Genomic DNA, 18,610 nt, shown 5'->3' on the forward strand with positions numbered 1-18,610 from the left:
GAGCTTACTGGCTGCCGCCGCGCGGCCCGACCGTGCGCCGCCCCGCCGCCCACCGCCGGGCAATCACACCGGGAGCAGACCCTCGACCACCGCGGCAAGCTGCTGCGCCGACCGGCACTCGTGCATGGTCACCGCATCCGCATAGACGAAGGCGGCGGAGTCGCCGCTGCCCCACTGCCCGCGCGGCTCCGGGTTGAGCCAGTGCGTGTGCTTGGCGACCGCGGCGAGGTGGGTGAGGGCTGCGACGTTCGGGTCGCGGTAGTTGTTGCGCGCGTCGCCGAGGATCAGCAGCGAGCTCTTGCTGGTCAGGGTGTGCGCGAAACGTTCGGCGAAGACACCGAGCGCGTTGCCGTAGTCGGAGTGACCGTCATACGTGATCAGGTCGGCCTCGCGGATCATCCGGGACATGGCCACGCCGAGGTCGGCACCGGCGTCGAAGAACCGGGTGACCTCGTCGGTGGTGTCGATGAAGGCGAACACCCGCACCCGGGAGAACTGCTCCCGCAGCGCGTGCACGAGCAGCAGCGTGAAATTGCTGAAGCCGGCCACCGAACCGGAGACGTCGCAGAGCACGACCACCTCCGGCCGCGCCGGACGCGGCTTGCGCTGCACCAGGTCGATCGGCACCCCGCCGGTCGACATCGACTTGCGCAGCGTCTTGCGCAGGTCGATCGCGCCCGCCCGGCTGCGCTTGCGCCTCGCCGCGAGCCGGCTGGCCAGCTTGCGCGCCAGCGGGCTCACGCTGCGACGCAGCGCCACGAGCTCGGAATCGGAGGCCCGCAGGAAGTCGACCTCCTCGGCCAGCCGGGGCACCCCGTACGTCGCCACCCGCTCCTTGCCCAGCTGCTCGGCGGATCGGCGGCGGGTCTCCACCTCGACCATCTTGCGGAAGTCCGCGATCCGCTGCGCCGCGGTCCGCCGCGCGACCTCGGTGGCGTAGTCGCCGTCCGGGTGCTCCCCGTCGACGCTGTTGCCGATCAGTCTGTCGAGGATCCGGGCGAGCAGCGTCTCCGGGGCCACGTCGCGGAGCGCCTGGTAGGCGGAGAAGGACGGACCCTTGGATGACTCGTATTTGCCGAGCTCCTCGACGAGTTGCCCGGTGAGCAGCTCGGTCAGCGCCAGCGACTCCGGCGATCCGTCCGCCAGCAGCCCGGCGATCAGCTCCCGCAGGGCGTCGAAGTCCACCTCGCCCTCGGGGGTGCGCGGGATCGCCACCTCGGCGCCGCCGTCCGCGCGCAGTCCCACCCCGGCGGGGAACCAGAGGTCGAACAGCGCGTCGAAGGTCGCGCGGTGGGTGGGCCTGCGCAGCAGCGAACAGGCCAGCCCCTCACGCAGCGACTCCCGGTCCAGCAGGTCGAGCACCGCCATCACCCGGCCGGCGTCGACGGTTTCCGACGGCCCGACGGCAATCCCCCGCTTGCGCAACGCCTCGACGAAGTCGACGAGGTGGCCGGGCAGCCCGTGCGGCGACGCGAGGGCCCCGGGCGTGTGGGGCGTTGCGGCCATGTCGGATTCCGTCCTCTCGGTTCGGGACGAGCTAGTTCAGCCGGAGTTCGGCGGCGGCCCGCTGCTGATCGGACTGGTGCTTGAGGATCACGCCCATCGTGGCGCGGACCGCATCGTCGTCGAGGGTGTCCATGCCCAGCGCGAGCAACGTACGACCCCAGTCGATGGTCTCGGCGACCGACGGCAGCTTCTTGAGCTGCATGCCCCGCAACACCCGGATGGTTCGCACGAGCTGCTCGGCCACCGCCTCGGGCAGCTCGGGAACACGGCTGGCGAGGATGCGACGCTCGAGGTCCGCATCGGGGAAGTCGAGGTGCAGGAACAGGCAGCGCCGCTTGAGCGCCTCGGACAGTTCGCGGGTCGCGTTCGAGGTCAGCACCGCGAACGGCTTGCGGCTGGCGACGATGGTGCCGAGCTCGGGAACGGTCACCGCGAAGTCGCTGAGCACCTCGAGCAGCAGGCCCTCGATCTCGACATCCGCCTTGTCGACCTCGTCGATCAGCAGCACGGTCGGGTCATCGCGCCGGATCGCGGTGAGCAACGGCCGCGGCAGGAGGAACTCCTCGGAGAACACGTCCTGCTTGGTCGAATCCCAATTGTCGCTTCCGGCCTGGATGCGCAGGATCTGCTTGGCGTGGTTCCACTCGTACAGGGCGCGGGACTCGTCGACCCCCTCGTAGCACTGCAGGCGCACCAGCTCCGCATCCGAGACCTGCGCGACCGCGCGGGCCAGCTCGGTCTTGCCGACACCCGCCGGACCCTCGATGAGCAGCGGCTTGCCGAGTCGGTCGGCGAGGAACACCGCCGTGGCGGTGGCCTTGTCGGAGAGGTACCCGGTCTCGGCGAGCCGGGTGATCACCTCATCGACGCTCGCGAAGATCGGCGGCGTCGTCGGAAGTGCGCGGTCCACACTCGCTCCTTGTGCTTGTCGGTGTCGGTCGGTCGTGTGGCGCGGGGCCTACACCGGTCGGGTGTGCCCGTCGCCCCAGACGGTCCACTTGGTGGAGGTCAGCTCGGGCAGGCCCATCGGACCGCGGGCGTGCAGCTTCTGCGTGGAGATGCCGATCTCGGCACCGAACCCGAACTGCTCACCGTCGGTGAACGCGGTGGAGGCGTTGACCATCACCGCTGCGGCGTCGACCCGGGCGGTGAACTCCCGCGCCGCGGCCAGGTCCGCGGTCACGATGGCCTCGGTGTGGCCGGTGCCGTAGCGGTCGATGTGGGCGATCGCCTCGTCGATCCCGTCGACGACCTTGAGCGCGACGTCGAGCGAGAGGTACTCCTCGGACCAGTCGGCCTCGGTGGCGGGCACCTGCCCGGGCAGGTCGCCGTGGATGATCACGCCCTGCGACTGCAGCGCCTGGGTCACGGCGGGCACCGCGGTGTCCGCGATGGCCTTGTCGACGAGGACGGTCTCGGCGGTGTTGCACACGCTCGGGCGCCGGGTCTTGGAGTTCAGCACGATCTTGACGGCCATCGCGAGGTCGGCCGCGGCGTGGACGTACACGTGGCAGTTGCCGACGCCCGTCTCGATGGTCGGCACGGTGGCGTCGCGGACGACGGCGTTGATCAGCCCGGCGCCGCCACGCGGGATGACCACGTCGACCAGGCCGCGGGCCTGGATCAGGTGGGTCACGCTGGAGCGGTCCTCGCTGGAGAGCAACTGCACCGCGTCGGCGGGCAGGCCCTGCGCGGTGAGGGAGGCGCGCAGCACCTCGACGAGCGCGACGTTGGAGTGGACGGCGGAGGACGATCCGCGCAGCAGCGCCGCGTTGCCGGATTTGAGCGCGAGACCGAACGCGTCGACGGTGACGTTGGGGCGGGCCTCGTAGACCATGCCGATCACACCGAGCGGCACCCGCACCTGGCGGATCTCCAGGCCGTTGGGCAGCGTCGCGCCGAGCACCACCTCGCCGACCGGGTCCGCGAGTCCCGCGACCTGCCGCAGGCCCGCCGCGATGCCCGCGACCCGCTCGGCGGTCAGGCGCAGCCGGTCGAGCAGGCTCTCCTCGGTACCGGTCGCCCTGGCGGCCTCGATGTCGAGGGCGTTGGCGGCGAGCACCGCGTCGGTCGCGGCGAGCACGGCGTCGGCGGCCGCGTGCAGGGCAGCGTTCTTCTGCGCGGTCGTCAGCTGGGCCAGCGCCCGCGACGCCACGCGGGCGCTGCGGGCGGCCGCGTGCACGGCCTCGCGGCCCGGATCGGCGGGCCCTCCGCCTTCGCCCTGGGCAGCGCTGTTCGTCTCCACCGTCTTGCTCACCGCGGTCATGAGTACAGGGTAACGACCGGCCGGGAGCATAATCGTTCAGCCCAAGTCGTTAACAGAGGAAATGACGTCCCATGACCCAGACCCGTACCGAGGCGCTCGTCGAGGACCCGTCCGAGGGCTACAGCCGCGGACTGAATTCTCGGACCATCCAGATGATCGCCCTCGGCGGCGCCATCGGCACCGGCCTGTTCTACGGGGCGGGCGGCGCGATCGAGGACGCCGGACCGTCGCTGATCCTGGCCTACCTCGCGGCGGGGCTGGTGATCTTCGTGATCATGCGCGCGCTGGGCGAGCTGCTCAGCTACCGACCCGTCTCGGGCAGCTTCGCCGAGTACGCGGAGGAGTTCCTCGGCCGCTTCTTCGGTTTCGTCACCGGCTGGACGTACTGGGCGGTGTGGGTGGCCACCTGCATGGCGGAGATCACGGTGGCAGGCAAGTACGTCGAGTTCTGGTGGCCGTCCATACCGACCTGGCTGACGGCGCTGGTGGTGCTGATCGTGCTGTTCGGCGCCAACCTGATCTCGGTCAAGTTGTTCGGTGAGGCCGAGTTCTGGTTCGCCGCCATCAAGATCACCGCCATCCTCGGCATGATCCTGATCGGTATCGGCGTGCTCACCCTCGGCTTCGGTCACGCCACCAACCCGACGGTGACCAACCTGTGGGCGGACGGCGGGGTGTTCCCGAACGGTTTCGGGGCCTCGCTGATGACCCTGCAGATCGTGATGTTCGCGTACGTCGGCGTCGAGCTGGTCGGCGTGACCGCGGGCGAGGCGAAGAACCCGCGACCGACCCTGCGCAAGGCGATCAACACGCTGCCGTTCCGGATCGGCCTCTTCTACATCGGCTCGCTGCTGGTGATCCTCTCGGTGGCGAGCTGGCGCGACTTCCACGCGGGCGTGAGCCCGTTCGTGGAGGTGCTGCAGCAGGTCGGCATCCCTGCGGCGGCCGGGATCATGAACTTCGTGCTCCTCACGGCCGCGCTGTCCTCCTGCAACTCGGGCATCTACTCCACCGGCCGGATGCTGCGGAGCCTGTCGCTCCGCCACGAGGCACCCGCGGCTCTCGGGGCGCTGAGCAGGCGGTCGGTCCCGGTCGCCGGCCTCACGCTGTCCGCCGCCGCGATGGTGATCGGGGTGATCGTCAACATCGTCTCGCCCGACCGCGCATTCCTCTACGTCACCTCGGTGTCCACGGTGGGCATCATCTTCGTCTGGGGCGTCATCCTGGTCTGCCACCTCAGGTTCCGGGCGGCGGTCCGGGCCGGCCTGCTGCCCGCCGCGGACTACCGCCTACCGGGAGCGCCGGTCACCAACTGGCTCGCCCTCGCCTTCCTGGCGATGGTCGTCGTGCTGCTCTTCTTCACCTCCACCGGGCGCACCGCGCTGGTCGTCGGCGTCGTGTTCGGGGCCGCCGTGTGCGGCGGGTACGCGCTGCTGGGTTCGCGTCGCGGCGCCGACACGAACTGAGCGCGGCGCCCGCGGCCGACCGTCACCCCCGGATCAGGTCCAGGAACTCACGGCGAGCCGCGGGGTCCTCGCGCAGCACGCCGCGCACCGCCGAGGTGACCGTCCGCGTTCCCTCTGCCTGCACGCCCCGCATCGACATGCACAGGTGTTCCGCCTCGATGACGACGCCGATCCCCCTCGGGTCGAGGTGCTCCGACAGCCAGTCGGCCACCTGCATGGTGAGCCGCTCCTGCACCTGGAGATCCCGCGCGAACAGTTCGACGACACGGGCGAGCTTCGAGAGCCCGAGGATCCGCCCGCCGGGCAGGTAGCCGACGTGCGCGACGCCACGGAACGGCAGCAGGTGATGCTCGCAGAGCGAGGTCATCGGGATGTCGCGGGCCAGCACGAGCTCGTCGTATCCGGCGTCGTTGGGAAACGTCGTCAGGTCGAAATCACGAGGCGTGAGCAGTTCCTCGTACGACGCGGCCACCCGGCGTGGCGTGTCGGACAGGTGGTCGCCGTCCGGATGCCTTCCCAGCGCGCGCAGCAGGTCACCCACCGCGCGCTCCGCGGCGGGAAGGTCGACCGGCGGACGCAGGTGTCCCGCCCGCACCTGCGTCACCGGTAGCGCGGTCGCCGGCAGCGCGCCGACCGGGGCGCTCATCCCGACACCCGCGCCGGGCCGGTGTACACGACGGCGAGCCGCGCGAGCGCGATCGCCGCGACCATCAGCCCGAAGTCCCGCAGCGCGACGTCGTAGAACCCCGACAGGGTCAGCAGGTTGACGATGATCCCGGCCAGCCAGGCGGCCACGAGCCAGGCGCCGTATCTCGGTGCCACCGCGACCGCGATGCCCGCGATGACCTCGATCACCCCGACCACGTACATCCCCTGCTGCGCGGTCCCGGGCAGGATTCCGTCGATCCACGGCGCCAGGTACTGCGGCCAGTCGGTGAGCAGATTCGTGAATTTGTCCAGGCCGAACAGGATCGGCGCCACCGCGAAGACCGTGCGCAACGCCAGAAATGCCTGATATCCGGGGTCGGCGAGTCGGGCCGAAACGCCGCTCACCTGCCCCTTCGAGGCGGTAGTCATGACATCCTCCTTCTAAAATCAATGTATATTGACTATAGAACTCACAGGAGAATTTCGTCAACGACGGTTGGTTTTACAATGACGACCATGGATCCGACCCCGCACTCGGACATCTCGGCCGTGTCGGCCCTCGACGAACCGGCCCGCCGACGGCTGTACGACTTCGTCCGCAGGCACCCGGGGCCGGTGAGTCGCGACCAGGCCGCCGAGGCACTCGGCCTCGCACGCCAGACGGCCGCGTTCCACCTCGACAAATTGGTCGACGAGGACCTGTTGGCGGTCGAGTTCGCGCGGCGCAGCGGGCGGACCGGCCCCGGGGCGGGCCGGCCGGCCAAGCTGTACCGGCGCTCCGACCGCGAGGTGGCGGTCCAACTGCCCGAACGCTCCTACGAGCTGGCGGGGCGACTGCTCGCCCAGGCCATCGTCGACGCCGAACTCACCGGGGCATCGCCCCGGACCGCCCTGGGCCGGCGGGCGAAGGATCTCGGCATGACCCTCGGCGCCGATGCGGGGCCGACCGACGCCGATCTGCTGGCGGCACTCGAGCAGTGCGGCTACGAACCCCGCGCCGAGGGGGACGACATCGCGCTGGTGAACTGTCCCTTCCACGCCCTTGCCGAGCAGCACACCGAGATGGTGTGCGGCATGAACCTCGAGCTGATCGAGGGGCTGCTCGAGGGGGCCGACTGCCCGGGCCGCCGTGCCCGACTGGCCCCCGCCGACGGGTACTGCTGCGTCCGGATCGAACCCACCGCGGCCGCGGAATCCGACTAACCTCGGCCCATGTCAGCTCCCCGCACCTCAGCAACGCGGATCACCGTCCTCGGCAGCATCAATACGGACCTGGTCGCGACGACCCCGCGACTGCCCGCGCCCGGCGAGACCATCCTCGGCCACACCTTCTCGACCGGATCCGGCGGCAAGGGCGCCAATCAGGCGATCGCCGCGGCCCGCGCCGGCGCCGAGGTGCGGTTCCTCGGCGCGGTCGGCGACGACGCGTTCGCACTCGACCTACGCGAGGCCCTGGTCGAGGCGGAGGTGGATGCCACGCTGTTGCGCGAGGTCGCCGGACCGAGCGGGGTCGCGATCATCACCGTCGACGACGCCGGCGAGAACTCGATCATCGTCGTCGCAGGCGCGAACGCCACCGTCGTCGAGCTCACGGACCCCGAGCGGGATGCGATCGCGGGCGCGGCCGTCCTGCTCTGCCAGCTCGAACTCCCGCTGACCGCGATCACGGCCGCCGCCCGGCACGCACGGGCGCACGGGACCACCGTCGTCCTCAACCCGTCACCGGCGGTGCCGCTGCCCGACGAGCTACTGGACTGCGTCGACGTGCTGGTCGTCAACGAGACCGAGTCGGCGCAGCTCGGGGCCACGACGCTGGACCGGATGCCCCACGTGGTCACAACCCTCGGCGCGCGGGGCGCCCGGTGGCGCGGACCCGACGGGGCCACCCACCACTGCGGCGCCCCCACGGTCGACGTGGTGGACACCACCGGCGCCGGGGACGCGTTCGCAGGCGCGCTGGTGGCCTGCTGGGACCTCGGGCCGCACGAGGCCCTCCGTCACGCGTGTGCGGCGGGTGCGTTGACCGCCGCGAGGCCCGGGGCCGGGTCGTCGCCGACTCGCGAGGAGATCGACGCGATGCTCGGTTCCGCCCGATGAAAGGCATCGCATTCGACGCGCTGGTCGACCTGTTCCCCGGCCTCGGGGGATGGCACTACGTTCCGGTACCGACGGAGGTCAGGGACGCGATCGGCGGCCACACGACCCGAGGCCTGATCCCGGTGCGTGCCGCCATCGGCACTACCGCCTGGGACACCTCGCTACAGCCCATGGGCGACGGAAGCCATTTCATTGCACTCAAGGCCGCCGTCCGCAGGGCCGAGGGCATCACCGTCGGCGACCGCGTGACGGTCACCGTTTCGCGACGCTGACCGATCCGTGTCGGCCCCATCCGGCACCATGGACACCATGACCACAGCCACCGACCTGCGCCCCGACGCCGAACAGCTGCTGCGCGAGCTCGCCGGCCCCGACGCCAGGCTGCGCGAGGATCAGTGGACCGCGATCGAGGCGCTGGTGGTGCAGCGCAAACGCGCGCTGGTGGTGCAGCGGACCGGCTGGGGCAAGTCCGCGGTGTACTTCATCTCCGCCAAGTTGCTGCGGGCGCGCGGGCACGGACCCACCGTGATCGTCTCCCCCCTGCTGGCGCTGATGCGCAACCAGGTTGCCGCCGCGGCGCGCGCCGGGGTCCGCGCCGCGACGATCAACTCCGGCAACGTCACCGAGTGGGACGAGATCCACGCCGCCATCGCCGACGGCACCGTCGACGTGCTGCTGGTCAGCCCGGAGCGGCTGAACAATCCCGACTTCCGCGACCAGGTGCTGCCCTCACTCGCCGCGGACGCGGGACTGGTCGTGGTCGACGAGGCACACTGCGTCTCCGACTGGGGCCACGACTTCCGCCCCGACTACCGACGGATCCGCACCCTGATCGGCGAACTCGGCGAGGGCATCCCCGTGCTGGCCACTACCGCGACCGCGAACGACCGCGTGGTGGCCGACGTGTCCGCGCAGCTCGGCGTCGGCGGCTCCGAGACGCTGGTGCTGCGCGGCGGCCTCGAGCGGGAGTCGCTCCGGCTGTCCGTCGTTCACATCGACGAGGCGAGCAAGCGCGCCGCCTGGCTCGGTCAGCAGCTGGACCGGCTGCCCGGATCCGGCATCATCTACACCCTCACCGTGTCCGCGGCCCGCGACCTGGCCGGGTTGCTCTCCGAGCAGGGCCACCAGGTGGCCGCCTACACCGGCCAGACAGATCCGGCCGAGCGCGAGAGCCTCGAGGCCGACCTGCTCGAGAACCGGGTCAAGGCGCTGGTCGCGACGTCCGCCCTCGGGATGGGATTCGACAAGCCCGATCTCGGTTTCGTCGTCCATCTCGGTGCGCCCTCCTCCCCCATCTCCTACTACCAGCAGGTCGGTCGCGCGGGTCGCTCCACCGACCGCGCCGAGGTGGTGCTGCTGCCCGGGTTCGAGGACCGGCAGATCTGGAGTTACTTCGCGAGCGTCGCGTTCCCGCGCGAACACCTGGTGCGCAAGGTGATCGAGGTGCTCGACCCCGAACGGCCGCAGTCCACCCAGGCCCTCGAACCGCTGGTGGAGCTCAGCCGGAACAGGCTGGAGATGGTGCTCAAGGTACTGGACGTGGACGGCGCCGTGAAGCGGGTCCGCGGCGGCTGGATCAGCACCGGACAGCCGTGGGCATACGACGCACCGCGCTACCAGCGACTCGAGCAGGCCCGCGAGTCCGAGCAACAGGCGATGGTGGAGTACCAGCGAACCCCGATGTGCCGCATGGAGTTCCTGCGCCGGCAGCTCGACGACCCCGGGCTGTCCGCCGCCCCGCAGCCGTGTGGACGCTGTGACAACTGCGCGGGCGCCGCGTACTCCGCCGAGGTGGACGAGGACGCCATCGCGCGGGCGCGGGCGAGGCTGGACCGGCCCGGCGTCGACCTGGCGCCGCGCAAGCAGTGGCCGACCGGCCTCGCCAAGCTCGGCATACCGCTGTCCGGCCGGATCACCGACGGCCCGGAGACGGGCCGGGTCCTCGGACGGCTGTCCGACCTCGGCTGGGGCCAGCGTCTGCGCGCGCTGTTCGACGAGCCGGACGGACCGGTGCCGGCCGCGGTGGTCGACGCGTGTGTCACGGTGCTCGCCGCCTGGGACTGGCAGCAACGCCCGACCGCGGTGATGGCCCTCGAATCGGCGACCCGACCCCACTTGATCTCGTCGCTCGCCGATCGACTCGCGCAGGTCGGCAGGCTGCGCAACCTCGGCACCCTCGCGCGCGACCCCGAGCGCCCACCGGTCTCCGCGGCCAACTCCGCCTACCGGGTGGCGGGGCTGACGGGGGCCTGGTTGGCGCCGGACCTCAGCGGCGCCGACGGCCCGATCCTGCTGCTCGACGACCTCGCCGACACCGGCTGGACGCTCACGATGGCGGCCCGCGAACTCCGCGCGGCGGGGGCTCCGGCCGTCCTGCCGTTTGCCCTGGCGAGCGTCAGCTGAGCACGTCGATGTGACGAGCATCACTTAGCAGTGCTCACCAGTGCGGGAGCGTGTTTATCGCACGCCGATACGCCGGGGCAGCTGTAATCCGTTGCGCCCATTGTTACGTTCGTTCGACAGATGAGCCCCGTTACAAAGAGTGCGACCCCGACCACCGTTCCCGGAGCGGTGACGACAAGGCAGCCCGATATCGATGACGCCGTGCGCATGTGGGAGATTGCCCGCGATTCGCAGGTACTCGATCTGAACTCAAGCTATGCATACCTGTTGTGGTGCAGGGATTTTCGTGACACATCAGTGGTCGCGGAACAGGACGGCAGGGTGGGCGGTTTCGTCACCGGTTTCGTCCGTCCGGAAGACCCCCGGACGGTCTTCGTCTGGCAGGTGGCGGTCGACGAATCGCTGCGCGGCCGCGGAGTGGCCGCGGCGATGCTGAACGACCTGCTCGATCACCTCGCCCTCCAGGGCGTCACCAGACTCGAGACCACGATCAGCCCGGACAACACCGCGTCCCGTGCCCTGTTCTCGTCGCTGGCGCGGATGCGATACGTCGCCATCACGAAACGAGAACTGTTCACCAACAGTCACTTTCCCGACCAGCACGAATCCGAAGAGCTCTACATCATCGGCGATGACACCACCGGAGGAGAGCAATGACCACCCTCGAAGACACCAGCATCTTTGCCACCCTCGAGTCCGAGGTCCGCAGCTACAGCCGGAGCTGGCCGACCGTGTTCCACTCCGCCTCCGGTTCCTGGATTCGAGCCGAGGACGGCCGCGACTACCTGGACTTCTTCGCCGGCGCCGGCGCGCTGAACTACGGCCACAACAACCCCGTGCTCAAGCAGGCGCTCGTCGACTACATCGTCGGCGACGGCATCACCCACAGCCTCGATATGTCCACCGTGGCGAAGCGCCGGTTCCTCGAGACCTTCCAGCGGTACATCCTCGAACCCCGCGGGCTCGACTACAAGGTCCAGTTCCCCGGGCCGACCGGCGCGAACACCGTCGAGGCGGCGCTCAAGCTGGCCAGGAAGGTCACCGGCCGGGAGTCGATCATCAACTTCACCAACGCCTTCCACGGCATGACCCTCGGCGCCCTGTCGGTCACGGGCAACTCGATGAAGCGTGCGGGTGCGGGGGTTCCGCTGGTACACGCCACGCCGATGCCCTTCGACAACTACTTCGACGGCGCCACCGAGGATTTCCACTGGTTCGAACGGGTCCTGGACGATTCCGGCAGCGGGCTCAACCGTCCGGCCGCGGTCATCGTGGAGACCGTGCAGGGCGAGGGCGGGGTGAACGTCGCACGACCCGAATGGGTGCGCGCGCTCGCCGAGCTCTGCCGGAGCCGCGGCATCCTGCTCATCGTCGACGACGTCCAGATGGGCTGCGGCCGCACCGGGCCGTTCTTCTCCTTCGAGATCGCGGGGATCACCCCCGACATCGTCACGCTGTCCAAGTCGATCGGCGGCTACGGCCTACCGATGGCCCTGACACTGTTGCGGCCCGAGCTCGACGTGTGGGCTCCCGGCGAGCACAACGGCACCTTCCGCGGCAACAATCCCGCCTTCGTGACGGCGACGGCCGCCATCGAGCAGTACTGGACCGACGACACGCTGGAGCGCTCCACCGCCGCGAAGGGCAAGCGCATCGCGCAGATCTTCGCCAACCTGTCGGACCAGTTCCCCGGGGTCAGCACCCGCGGCCGCGGCATGGTCCAGGGCCTGGTGTTCGACGATCCGGGCCGGGCGGTCAAGGTGTGCGGGCTCGCGTTCGACGAGGGCCTGCTGGCCGAGACGTCCGGCCCCTCCGACGAGGTGGTCAAGCTCCTGCCGCCGCTGACGATCACCGACGCCGAACTCGACCACGGCCTGAGCATTCTCGCCGAGGCCACCGCCAAGGTCTGCGCCTGAGGAGGGCCCGAAGATGATCGTCCGCACCACCGAAGAGATCACCGGCACCGACCGCGACGTCACCAGCGCCGATGGGAACTGGCGCAGCAAGCGCATCGTGCTCGGCGCGGATCGCGTCGGATTCTCGTTCCACGAGACCACGATTCGGGCCGGTTCCGTCAACGAGTTCCACTACGCCAACCATGTCGAGGCCGTCTGGCTGATCGAGGGCGACGGGATCCTCACCGACCTGGACAACGGCGTCGTCCACCAGCTCGGTCCCGGCTCGATGTACCTGCTGGACGGGCACGAGCGGCACCGGGTCGAGCCGGTCACCGAGATGCGCATGCTGTGCGTGTTCAACCCCCCGGTCACCGGCCGCGAGGTCCATGACGAGAATGGCGTCTATCCGCTGATCGAGATCCCCGGCTAGCGGGACCGGCACCCGAGGAGACCGACATGACGCCCGTGCCCATCGCCCTCGGCCCGCACGCCGACCCCCTGCTGATGGAGGCCATCGTTCGGGGCGGGGGCGAGTGGGCGCCGATGGCCGACGCCCGGGCGCTGGTCTGGGCGGCGGAGCCCGATCGGTTCCCCGACGACCTGCCGGAGTCGATCCGGTGGGTCCAGCTCTACTCCGCCGGGGTCGAGGACTGGTTCACCGCCGGGATCATCGCGCGGCACCCGGACGTCGTGTGGACCTCGGCGGCGGGCGCCTTCGCCGCGACCGTCGCCGAGCACGCGTTCGCGCTGCTGCTCGCAGGCGTCCGGGCGCTGCCCGAGCACCTGGCCGCCACCACCTGGCGTCAGCGGGAGTTCTTCGACAAGGTCGGGACGCTGCGCGGGGCGCGGGTCGCGATCATCGGCGCCGGCGGGATCGGGCGGGCCCTGATCCCGATGCTCGCCTCGGTGGGGGCGATCGTGGTCGCGGTGAACCGGTCCGGCCGGCCGGTGCCGGGCGCCGCGGAGACGCTGGCCGCCGACCGGGTCGACGAGGTGTTCGGCCGCGTCGACCACGTGGTGGTCGCGGCCCCCGCGACGGCCGCCACGCGGCACCTGGTGGGCGCACCGCAAATCGCGGAGCTCGGTCCGCGGTCGTGGCTGATCAACGTCGCGCGGGGCTCACTCGTCGACACGGATGCACTGGTGACGGCGTTGCGGGACAACACGATCGGCGGCGCCGGACTCGACGTCACCGACCCGGAGCCGCTGCCCGACGGTCACCCGCTCTGGACGCTGCCGAACGCCATCATCACCCCGCACGACTCGAACCCGCCGGCAGTGCGCCCGCCCGCCTTCGCCGACCACGTCGCGACGAACGTGCAACGGTTCGTGGCCGGCGAGGAACTGCTGGCGCGGATCGACCCGGTCGCGGGTTACTGAGAACCGGACTCCTCGTCCGGAGTGACGGGCTGTTTCGCCGGAGACACCCGGATCACGCCCGCGTCCAGGTCGAGTTCGAGGCGCGGCTGATGCATCTGCCCGCCGCCGTCCTGGCTGTCGTCGTTCTCCAGCTTCTTCCCGGGGAACATCTCACCGATAACACCCATGCGATCGACCGTACTCGCGGCGCGTCGGGTCCGCCCGATCCTCAGGGTCGTTCCGCGCCCGACGGGTAGAACAGCTCGCGGGCGCGGCGGGCCACCTCCGCGGCGGGCACGTCCTCGACCTTCGTGCACACCGCCCACCGGTGCCCGAACGGGTCGACGAACACCCCGTGCCGGTCACCGGAGAACGTGTCCGCCACGGCGCTCACCAGGGTGGCGCCCTCGCGAACCGCCCGGTCCACGAACGCGTCGGCGTCCTCGACGTACACCACCACCGAGCTGTGCACCCAGCCCTGTTCGGGTGCCTTGAGTCCGTACTCCGGCATGTCGTCCGAGAGCTGCAACGTGGAGTCGCCGATCCGCAGCTCGGCGTGCATCAGACCGCCGTCGGGGGCGTCCATCGCATCGACGACCTCGGCGCCGAGGCCGCGACGGTAGAAGTCCAGCGCCGCCTGACCGTCCTTCACGGCGAGGTAGGGCGTGAGAGTCCGGTATCCGGCGGGAACGGGGTTGACTGTGCTCATGTCCACCAGTGTCGATCGGAGCGGCGGGTGCGGGATTGAAGATTCGCGACACGGCTAGCCTGGATGCCATGTCGGCTCCCCCGCTCGCGACCGCTACGCCCGGCGAGGCCCACGCGCGCCTGGTCGGCCTGCTCGCCGGGCGCCGCACGGTCGCGCTGACCGGCGCAGGCATGTCCACCGACTCCGGCATCCCCGACTACCGGGGTCCGGACTCCCCGAAGCGCACCCCGATGACCTATCAGCAGTTCATGGGTGACGCCGCGTTCCGACGGCACTACTGGGCCCGCAACCACCTCGGCTGGCGGTTCATGGACGCCTCCCGCCCCAACGCCGGACACCGCGCGCTCGCCGGGCTCGAACGCGCGGGCGTGGTCGGCGGCGTGCTCACCCAGAACGTGGACCTGTTGCACACGAAGGCCGGCAGCAGGAACGTCATCGACCTGCACGGCAGCTATGCGCAGGTGCGCTGCATGGGGTGCGAATCCCGCATCTCGCGCTTCACGCTCGCGCAGCGACTCGAGGAGGCGAACCCCGGTTTCGCCGAATCCGTCTCCGCGGCAACGGGAGTCGAGATCGCACCCGACGCCGACGCGGTGATCGACGAGACCGCGCACTTCCGGATGGTGGACTGCGAGCGCTGCGGCGGGATCCTCAAACCGGACATCGTGTACTTCGGCGAGAGCGTCCCCAAACATCGGGTGGAGGCCGCCTTCGCCATGGTCGCCGGCTGCGAGCTGCTGCTGGTGCTCGGGTCCTCGCTGACGGTCATGTCGGGACTGCGTTTCGTCCGCCACGCCGCGAAGAACGAGATCCCCGTCGTGATCGTCAACCGCGGTCCGACCCGGGGCGACGAGTACGCCACCCTCAAGCTCGAGGACGGCTGCTCGCAGACACTCGAGACCGTGACCGCCGCTCTCTAGAGCGGGACCAGATCGTCCGCGTGCACCACGGGACGCTGCAGCTCGGACGGCAGTTCGACGGTGGACCGGCCCAGCATCTCGCCCAGCTCCACCGAGTCGTAGGCGACCACGCCGCGCGCGACCGCCGCGCCGTCCGGCCCGAGCAGCGACACCACGTCGCCGCCGTAGAACCGGCCGTCGATGCCGGTGATCCCCGCGGGCAACAGCGAGCGCCGCCGGTCGACCACGGCCCGCACGGCGCCGGCATCCAGGTGCAGCCCGCCCCGGGTGTCCGCGGCGTGCCGCACCCAGAACTTCCGCGCGGACAGCCGGGTCGGCCGGGCCGCGAAGGCGGTCCCGACGGCCGCACCGGTGAGCGCGGCGGCGGCATCGGTGGCCGCGGCCAACAACACCGGCACGCCGGAGTCGGCCGCGAGCCGGGCCGCGGAGAGCTTGGAGGCCATCCCGCCGGTGCCGAGCGCACCCCCGGACCCGGCGACCACGCCGTCGAGGTCCTCGGGGCTGGTCACCTCGGGGATCAGGGTCGCGCCCCCCTTGCGGGGGTCACCGTCGTAGAGGCCGTCGACATCGGAGAGCAGGACCAGCGCGTCCGCCCCGACCAGGTGCGCGACCATCGCGGCCAGCCGGTCGTTGTCACCGAACCGGAGCTCGGTGGTGGCGACCGTGTCGTTCTCGTTGACGATGGCGACGGCGCCGAGGGCGCGGAGCCGGTCGAGGGTGCTCTGCGCGTTGCGGTGCTGGGTGCGCCGGGCGATGTCGTCGGCGGTGAGCAGCACCTGGCCGACGGTCCGGCCGTACCGCGCGAACGAGGTGCCCCAGGCGTGCGCGAGCGCCAGCTGCCCGACGCTCGCCGCCGCCTGCTTGGTGGCGAGATCCCGTGGCCGCTTGGTCAGCCCGAGCGGGGCGATGCCCGCCCCGACCGCGCCCGAGGACACCACCACGACGTCGGAGCCGGCCCGCATCCTGGCCTCGATCGCGTCCGCGAGGGCATTGAGGGCCCGCAGGTCGATCCCGGACTCCATGCTGGTGAGCGCCGAGGAGCCGATCTTCACGACCACGCTGCGCGCGGCGGCGATGGTGGCGCGGGTCTCCGAGAGCGAACGAACCGCCTCGTCCATCACTGTTCTTCGGGATCCAGGCCTTCGAGGCCACGCCGGATCCGGTGCGCGTGCTTGCGTTCGGCGGCGCCGATGCGATCCACCTGATCGAGTCGCGGATCGGTGCCGCGGCCCGTGCGGGTCAGGTCGATGCCCGCCGGGGTCTGCGGCTCCCATTCGAAGCTCACATCGCCGATGGTGACATAGCAGCCGGGCTCGGCACCCTGCTTGACCAGCGCGTCCTCGACACCGAGCCGGGCGAGCCGGTCCGCGAGGTAGCCGACGGCCTCGTCGTTGTCGAATGCCGTCTGCCGGATCCAGCGCTCGGGCCGGGTGCCGCGGACGATGAAGCCGCCCGGGGTCTCGGGATCGGCGATGACGCTGAAGCCCGTCTCGTCCTTGGCAACCGGGCGGATGATCTGACGCTTGGGCTCGGCCTTCGGGTGCGCCAGACGGTACTCTTCGACCATCTTTGCGAGAGCAAAGGTCAACGGGCGCAGCCCTTCCCGGCTGACCGCCGAGATCGTGAACACGGGCCAGCCGCGCGCCTCGAACTCGGGGGTGATCATCTCCGCGAGCTCCGCCGCGTCGGGGACGTCGGCCTTGTTCAGGATGACGATCCGGGGCCGATCGGCGAGATCGCCGAGGCTCGCGTCACCGGAGAGCGCGGGCTTGTAGGCGGCGAGCTCGGCCTCCAGCGCGTCGACGTCGGAGACCGGGTCTCGGCCGGGCTCGAGGGTCGCGCAGTCCACCACGTGCGCGAGCACCGCGGTGCGTTCGATGTGCCGCAGGAAGTCCAGTCCCAGCCCGCGTCCCTCGCTGGCGCCCGGGATCAGTCCCGGCACGTCGGCGACGGTGAACGTGGTGTCGCCGCTCGAGACCACGCCGAGGTTCGGCACCAGCGTGGTGAACGGGTAGTCGGCGATCTTCGGCTTGGCGGCCGAGAGCACCGAGACCAGCGAAGACTTGCCCGCGGAGGGGAAGCCGACGAGTCCGACGTCGGCGACCGACTTGAGCTCGAGCACCAGATCGCGTTCGACACCCTCCTCGCCGAGCAGGGCGAAGCCGGGCGCCTTGCGGGCCTTCGAGGCCAGCGCCGCGTTGCCGAGGCCGCCGCGGCCGCCGGGGGCCGCGTCGAAGCGGGAGCCGGTGCCGATCAGGTCGGCGAGGACGTTGCCGTCGGTGTCGAGGACCACGGTGCCGTCCGGCACCCGCAGGACCAGATCCGAGCCGTTGGCGCCCTCACGGTTGCCGCCCGCGCCCTGCTTGCCGTTGCCGGCCTTGGCATGCGGGTGGAAGTGGAAGTCCAGCAGGGTGTGCACGTTCTCGTCGACGACGAGCACCACGTCACCGCCACGCCCGCCGTTACCACCGTCCGGTCCGCCGAGCGGCTTGAACTTCTCGCGGTGAACGGAGGCGCAACCATTGCCGCCTTTTCCGGCGCTGACGTGCAGCACCACGCGGTCAATGAATCGGGACATGACTGCCGGATCCTTCCTCAGTCTGGAAAAAAGCAATAGGGGCGGGCCGGGTATGAGACCCTGGCCCGCCCCTATTGGGGAGCTTAGAACGCGTCACGCCTCGATCGAGAAACGATCGGACGAAAGTCGCGGCAGAATCAGGCCTCTGCCGCGGCCGGGACGATGTTGACGGTCTTGCGTCCACGCTTGGTGCCGAACTCGACCGCACCGGCGGCGAGCGCGAACAGGGTGTCGTCGCCGCCACGGCCGACGTTCACGCCGGGGTGGAAGTGGGTTCCGCGCTGACGCACCAGGATCTCGCCTGCGCTGACGGACTGGCCGCCGAAGCGCTTCACGCCGAGTCGCTGGGCGTTCGAATCGCGACCGTTACGGGAGCTGGATGCACCCTTCTTATGTGCCATGTTGTTGACCCTCCTCGGGTGAAATCAGCTGAAGAAGCGCTAGTTACTTGATGCCGGTGACCTTGAGGACCGTCAGCTTCTGCCGGTGGCCCTGACGCTTGTGGTAGCCGGTCTTGTTCTTGAACTTGTGGATGCGGATCTTCGGACCCTTGGTGTGCTCGACGACCTCGCCGGTGACCGTGATCTTGGCCAGCTTGGCGGCGTCGGTGGTCAGCTCGGAACCGTCGACGACGAGAACCGGGGCCAGCGAGACAGCAGTGCCGGGCTCACCCTCGATCTTCTCGACCTTGACGAGGTCGCCGACAGCGACCTTGTACTGCTTTCCGCCGGTCTTGACGATCGCGTACGTTGCCATCGGA

The 18,610-nt window shown here is 70.4% G+C and carries 21 protein-coding genes; 10 read left to right on the forward strand and 11 right to left on the reverse strand.

Annotation, left to right across the window (positions count from 1 at the left end):
* Window positions 1-63: 63 nt before the first annotated feature.
* Genes ACFQS9_RS22950 through ACFQS9_RS22960 form a run of 3 tightly spaced genes read right to left on the reverse strand, consistent with a single transcriptional unit; the run spans window position 64 to window position 3,772 of the window.
* On the reverse strand, window positions 64-1,506 hold the full coding sequence (locus ACFQS9_RS22950) for a vWA domain-containing protein (protein WP_378408861.1): 1,443 nt from the start codon (window positions 1,504-1,506) through the stop codon (window positions 64-66).
* A gap of 31 nt (window positions 1,507-1,537) precedes the next feature.
* Window positions 1,538-2,416 carry an AAA family ATPase gene (locus ACFQS9_RS22955; RefSeq protein WP_378408862.1) on the reverse strand — a complete coding sequence of 293 codons (879 nt, stop codon included), beginning with the start codon at window positions 2,414-2,416 and terminating at the stop codon, window positions 1,538-1,540.
* A 48-nt stretch (window positions 2,417-2,464) separates the two neighbouring features.
* Entirely contained in the window at window positions 2,465-3,772 is a 1,308-nt protein-coding gene (locus tag ACFQS9_RS22960) for a glutamate-5-semialdehyde dehydrogenase (RefSeq protein ID WP_378408863.1), read from the reverse strand.
* Window positions 3,773-3,843: 71 nt separating this feature from the next.
* Here ACFQS9_RS22960 and ACFQS9_RS22965 point away from each other — a divergent pair, with 71 nt between their 5' ends.
* Window positions 3,844-5,238 (forward strand): amino acid permease, encoded by a 1,395-nt coding sequence (locus ACFQS9_RS22965; protein WP_378408864.1) that lies wholly within the window; start codon window positions 3,844-3,846, stop codon window positions 5,236-5,238.
* A 22-nt stretch (window positions 5,239-5,260) separates the two neighbouring features.
* On the opposite strand, the gene folE is transcribed toward ACFQS9_RS22965, so the two are convergent.
* Both folE and ACFQS9_RS22975 read right to left on the reverse strand, forming a co-directional pair.
* Window positions 5,261-5,884: a GTP cyclohydrolase I FolE gene (folE, locus tag ACFQS9_RS22970; RefSeq protein WP_378408865.1), complete on the reverse strand. Its 624-nt coding sequence runs from the start codon at window positions 5,882-5,884 to the stop codon at window positions 5,261-5,263.
* Complete coding sequence (locus ACFQS9_RS22975; RefSeq protein ID WP_378408866.1) at window positions 5,881-6,315, reverse strand: DoxX family membrane protein; 435 nt, start codon at window positions 6,313-6,315, stop codon at window positions 5,881-5,883. The genes folE and ACFQS9_RS22975 overlap by 4 nt, the downstream gene beginning before the upstream one ends.
* A gap of 87 nt (window positions 6,316-6,402) precedes the next feature.
* On the opposite strand from ACFQS9_RS22975, the gene ACFQS9_RS22980 reads away from it, so the two are divergent.
* The 8 genes from ACFQS9_RS22980 to ACFQS9_RS23015 all read left to right on the forward strand — a co-directional run bounded on the left by ACFQS9_RS22980 (window position 6,403) and on the right by ACFQS9_RS23015 (window position 13,664).
* Complete coding sequence (locus tag ACFQS9_RS22980) at window positions 6,403-7,089, forward strand: helix-turn-helix transcriptional regulator (protein WP_378408867.1); 687 nt, start codon at window positions 6,403-6,405, stop codon at window positions 7,087-7,089.
* A gap of 9 nt (window positions 7,090-7,098) precedes the next feature.
* Window positions 7,099-7,983 (forward strand): ribokinase, encoded by an 885-nt coding sequence (locus ACFQS9_RS22985; protein ID WP_378408868.1) that lies wholly within the window; start codon window positions 7,099-7,101, stop codon window positions 7,981-7,983.
* The gene (locus tag ACFQS9_RS22990; RefSeq protein WP_378408869.1) at window positions 7,980-8,255 is read left to right on the forward strand and encodes a DUF1905 domain-containing protein; all 276 of its coding nucleotides are present in this window, start codon (window positions 7,980-7,982) and stop codon (window positions 8,253-8,255) included. Before ACFQS9_RS22985 ends, ACFQS9_RS22990 begins: the two co-directional genes overlap by 4 nt.
* Window positions 8,256-8,292: 37 nt before the next feature.
* A complete protein-coding gene (locus ACFQS9_RS22995; protein ID WP_378408870.1) occupies window positions 8,293-10,386 on the forward strand; it encodes a RecQ family ATP-dependent DNA helicase in 2,094 nt (697 codons plus the stop codon).
* Between the two features lie 120 nt (window positions 10,387-10,506).
* On the forward strand, window positions 10,507-11,043 hold the full coding sequence (gene ectA / locus ACFQS9_RS23000; protein ID WP_378408871.1) for a diaminobutyrate acetyltransferase: 537 nt from the start codon (window positions 10,507-10,509) through the stop codon (window positions 11,041-11,043).
* A complete protein-coding gene (gene ectB / locus ACFQS9_RS23005) occupies window positions 11,040-12,302 on the forward strand; it encodes a diaminobutyrate--2-oxoglutarate transaminase (RefSeq protein WP_378408872.1) in 1,263 nt (420 codons plus the stop codon). Before ectA ends, ectB begins: the two co-directional genes overlap by 4 nt.
* A 13-nt stretch (window positions 12,303-12,315) precedes the next feature.
* A complete protein-coding gene (locus ACFQS9_RS23010; protein WP_378408873.1) occupies window positions 12,316-12,714 on the forward strand; it encodes an ectoine synthase in 399 nt (132 codons plus the stop codon).
* Between the two features lie 26 nt (window positions 12,715-12,740).
* Complete coding sequence (locus ACFQS9_RS23015; RefSeq protein WP_378408874.1) at window positions 12,741-13,664, forward strand: D-isomer specific 2-hydroxyacid dehydrogenase family protein; 924 nt, start codon at window positions 12,741-12,743, stop codon at window positions 13,662-13,664.
* Here ACFQS9_RS23015 and ACFQS9_RS23020 read toward each other — a convergent pair.
* Together ACFQS9_RS23020 and ACFQS9_RS23025 are read right to left on the reverse strand one after the other, a co-directional pair.
* Window positions 13,658-13,831, reverse strand: coding sequence for a hypothetical protein (locus ACFQS9_RS23020; protein WP_378408875.1), 174 nt, complete (start codon window positions 13,829-13,831; stop codon window positions 13,658-13,660). The genes ACFQS9_RS23015 and ACFQS9_RS23020 overlap by 7 nt on opposite strands.
* Before the next feature lie 41 nt (window positions 13,832-13,872).
* Complete coding sequence (locus tag ACFQS9_RS23025) at window positions 13,873-14,352, reverse strand: VOC family protein (protein WP_378408876.1); 480 nt, start codon at window positions 14,350-14,352, stop codon at window positions 13,873-13,875.
* A gap of 68 nt (window positions 14,353-14,420) precedes the next feature.
* Between ACFQS9_RS23025 and ACFQS9_RS23030 the strand changes: the two genes are divergently transcribed.
* Window positions 14,421-15,272 carry an NAD-dependent protein deacetylase gene (locus ACFQS9_RS23030; RefSeq protein WP_378408877.1) on the forward strand — a complete coding sequence of 284 codons (852 nt, stop codon included), beginning with the start codon at window positions 14,421-14,423 and terminating at the stop codon, window positions 15,270-15,272.
* Here ACFQS9_RS23030 and proB read toward each other — a convergent pair.
* The 4 genes from proB to rplU all read right to left on the reverse strand — a co-directional run bounded on the left by proB (window position 15,269) and on the right by rplU (window position 18,606).
* The gene (gene proB / locus ACFQS9_RS23035) at window positions 15,269-16,390 is read right to left on the reverse strand and encodes a glutamate 5-kinase (protein WP_378408878.1); all 1,122 of its coding nucleotides are present in this window, start codon (window positions 16,388-16,390) and stop codon (window positions 15,269-15,271) included. The two genes, ACFQS9_RS23030 and proB, sit on opposite strands and share 4 nt — an antisense overlap.
* Window positions 16,390-17,850: a GTPase ObgE gene (gene obgE / locus ACFQS9_RS23040; RefSeq protein WP_378408879.1), complete on the reverse strand. Its 1,461-nt coding sequence runs from the start codon at window positions 17,848-17,850 to the stop codon at window positions 16,390-16,392. Before obgE ends, proB begins: the two co-directional genes overlap by 1 nt.
* A 137-nt stretch (window positions 17,851-17,987) precedes the next feature.
* Window positions 17,988-18,251 (reverse strand): 50S ribosomal protein L27, encoded by a 264-nt coding sequence (gene rpmA, locus ACFQS9_RS23045; RefSeq protein WP_027499903.1) that lies wholly within the window; start codon window positions 18,249-18,251, stop codon window positions 17,988-17,990.
* A 43-nt stretch (window positions 18,252-18,294) separates the two neighbouring features.
* Window positions 18,295-18,606, reverse strand: a complete 312-nt coding sequence (rplU, locus tag ACFQS9_RS23050; protein ID WP_027499902.1) for a 50S ribosomal protein L21 — start codon at window positions 18,604-18,606, stop codon at window positions 18,295-18,297.
* Between the last annotated feature and the right edge of the window lie 4 nt (window positions 18,607-18,610).

This window comes from Rhodococcus daqingensis (assembly GCF_042665615.1).
Lineage (GTDB): Bacteria > Actinomycetota > Actinomycetes > Mycobacteriales > Mycobacteriaceae > Rhodococcus_G > Rhodococcus_G daqingensis.

Coding starts and splice junctions, on each gene's coding strand:
- folE (WP_378408865.1), bottom strand. CDS start 5,884: ATGAGCGCCCCGGTCGGCGCGCTGCCGGCGACCGCGCTACCGGTGACG.
- proB (WP_378408878.1), bottom strand. CDS start 16,390: ATGGACGAGGCGGTTCGTTCGCTCTCGGAGACCCGCGCCACCATCGCC.
- ACFQS9_RS23020 (WP_378408875.1), bottom strand. CDS start 13,831: ATGGGTGTTATCGGTGAGATGTTCCCCGGGAAGAAGCTGGAGAACGAC.
- ACFQS9_RS22995 (WP_378408870.1), top strand. CDS start 8,293: ATGACCACAGCCACCGACCTGCGCCCCGACGCCGAACAGCTGCTGCGC.
- ACFQS9_RS22980 (WP_378408867.1), top strand. CDS start 6,403: ATGGATCCGACCCCGCACTCGGACATCTCGGCCGTGTCGGCCCTCGAC.
- ACFQS9_RS22965 (WP_378408864.1), top strand. CDS start 3,844: ATGACCCAGACCCGTACCGAGGCGCTCGTCGAGGACCCGTCCGAGGGC.
- ACFQS9_RS22950 (WP_378408861.1), bottom strand. CDS start 1,506: ATGGCCGCAACGCCCCACACGCCCGGGGCCCTCGCGTCGCCGCACGGG.
- rpmA (WP_027499903.1), bottom strand. CDS start 18,251: ATGGCACATAAGAAGGGTGCATCCAGCTCCCGTAACGGTCGCGATTCG.
- rplU (WP_027499902.1), bottom strand. CDS start 18,606: ATGGCAACGTACGCGATCGTCAAGACCGGCGGAAAGCAGTACAAGGTC.
- ACFQS9_RS22990 (WP_378408869.1), top strand. CDS start 7,980: ATGAAAGGCATCGCATTCGACGCGCTGGTCGACCTGTTCCCCGGCCTC.
- ACFQS9_RS23025 (WP_378408876.1), bottom strand. CDS start 14,352: ATGAGCACAGTCAACCCCGTTCCCGCCGGATACCGGACTCTCACGCCC.
- ACFQS9_RS22975 (WP_378408866.1), bottom strand. CDS start 6,315: ATGACTACCGCCTCGAAGGGGCAGGTGAGCGGCGTTTCGGCCCGACTC.
- ACFQS9_RS23030 (WP_378408877.1), top strand. CDS start 14,421: ATGTCGGCTCCCCCGCTCGCGACCGCTACGCCCGGCGAGGCCCACGCG.
- ACFQS9_RS22985 (WP_378408868.1), top strand. CDS start 7,099: ATGTCAGCTCCCCGCACCTCAGCAACGCGGATCACCGTCCTCGGCAGC.
- ACFQS9_RS22960 (WP_378408863.1), bottom strand. CDS start 3,772: ATGACCGCGGTGAGCAAGACGGTGGAGACGAACAGCGCTGCCCAGGGC.
- ectA (WP_378408871.1), top strand. CDS start 10,507: ATGAGCCCCGTTACAAAGAGTGCGACCCCGACCACCGTTCCCGGAGCG.
- ACFQS9_RS23010 (WP_378408873.1), top strand. CDS start 12,316: ATGATCGTCCGCACCACCGAAGAGATCACCGGCACCGACCGCGACGTC.
- ACFQS9_RS23015 (WP_378408874.1), top strand. CDS start 12,741: ATGACGCCCGTGCCCATCGCCCTCGGCCCGCACGCCGACCCCCTGCTG.
- obgE (WP_378408879.1), bottom strand. CDS start 17,850: ATGTCCCGATTCATTGACCGCGTGGTGCTGCACGTCAGCGCCGGAAAA.
- ectB (WP_378408872.1), top strand. CDS start 11,040: ATGACCACCCTCGAAGACACCAGCATCTTTGCCACCCTCGAGTCCGAG.